This is a genomic window from Vibrio sp. 10N.222.55.C7 (assembly GCF_041473335.1).
Classification (GTDB): domain Bacteria; phylum Pseudomonadota; class Gammaproteobacteria; order Enterobacterales; family Vibrionaceae; genus Vibrio; species Vibrio crassostreae_C.
Genome location: NZ_JBFRSC010000029.1, coordinates 3,360 through 4,986, shown reverse-complemented (window position 1 = coordinate 4,986; position 1,627 = coordinate 3,360). Strand labels below are relative to the sequence as shown.

1 protein-coding gene is annotated in these 1,627 nt (G+C 45.6%); it reads left to right on the top strand.

Translation table 11 applies throughout. The features are described 5' to 3' along the window. Positions 1-182 precede the first annotated feature (182 nt). A partial coding sequence (locus AB4482_RS11235; protein WP_372180940.1) for a bifunctional aspartate transaminase/aspartate 4-decarboxylase occupies positions 183-1,627 on the top strand: 1,445 nt, incomplete at its 3' end.

Below are 1,627 nucleotides of genomic sequence, written 5' to 3'. Positions count from 1 at the left end.
AACGTGCTATTGACCCTTTGGGGACCAATCATCGTCGGCATTATCTCCGTCAACGCTGGTATGTAATTCAGACTATAACGTCAGTCTAAGACGTCAATCCAATTAAAACACTAAGCGATTCCCTGGCCAAACATAGGGAAGGGGATCGACTTGCTAAAATTTATGAAAGTAAGGTATCTATTATGACTACTCAAACTCCAACTATCGATTTTTCAAAATTCGCTGACCTAAGCCCATTCGAGCTAAAAGACAAACTGATTGAAGTGGCGCAAGCTGTGCCAGATCGTGCACTTCTTGATGCAGGTCGTGGTAACCCTAACTTCCTAGCAACGCTACCTCGTAAAGCATTTATCCGTCTTGGTGAGTTTGCGGTAGCAGAAGCAGAGCGTAACTACGCTTACCTAGGTGGTGATTTCGGTGGTATCCCTGATGGCGTCGGCATCGTTGAGCGTTTCGACACGTTCGCAAGCCAATATGCAACAGACAAAGGCGTTGATTTCCTACGTCGTGCACTAAGCTACGCAAAAGACCGTCTAGGCATCGAAAAACAAGCGTTCCTAAACGAGCTAGTACTGGCTTACCTTGCGTGTAACTACCCAGTGCCACCACGTATGCTAGTGAACATCGAGAAAGTGGTTAAACAATACATCGCAGAAGAGATGTACGGCCCAATGCCAATGACGACTAACTTTGACCTGTTCGCAACAGAAGGCGGCACTGCGTCAATGACGTACACGTTCGCAACCATGTTCAACAATGGTCTATTGAAAAAAGGTGACAAAGTTGCGCTAATCACGCCAATCTTTACCCCTTACCTAGAAATCCCAGAGCTAGCAGAATATGAGCTGGAAATCGTAGAGCTACGCCTTGATGAGACCACTTGGCAGCTACCAATGTCTGAAATCGAAAAACTGGCAGATACAGACATCAAACTGCTTTGTGTTGTTAACCCTGCTAATCCAGCATCAGTGAAATTCTCTGACGAGACTCTAGAGAACCTAACGAACTTTGTGAATGAGCAACGCAGTGACCTATTCATCATCACTGATGACGTATACGGTACATTTGCCGATGACTTCGTTTCTCTATTTGCAAAACTACCATACAACACACTTTGTGTTTACTCGTTCTCTAAGTACTTTGGTGCAACAGGCTGGCGTCTAGGCACTATCGGTATTCACGATGAGAACGTGTTCGACGATACACTTCGCTCATTCAGTGAAGCGACACAGTGCCAATTGGACGACCGTTACAAAACGCTAACTCCAGAGCCACGTGACATCAAATTCATCGACCGTATCGTTGCTGATAGCCGCAGCGTAGCATTGAACCATACTGCAGGTCTGTCTCTACCACAACAAGTACAAATGGCGATGTTTGCATTAACTTGTCTAATGGACTCAGAAGGTCGCTACAAAGCCGCTTGTAAACGCATCATCCGTGAGCGCTACACAACGCTTTACAAAAACATGGGTGTAGCAATCGAAGAGAACAAAGACCGTGTGGATTACTACACACTACTAGAGCTAGACACGCTAGGTGGCAAACTTTACGGTCAAGAGTTTGTCGACTGGTTCAAAGCTAACGAGAAAGGTAAAGACTTCCTATTCCGTCTTGCTCACGAAAC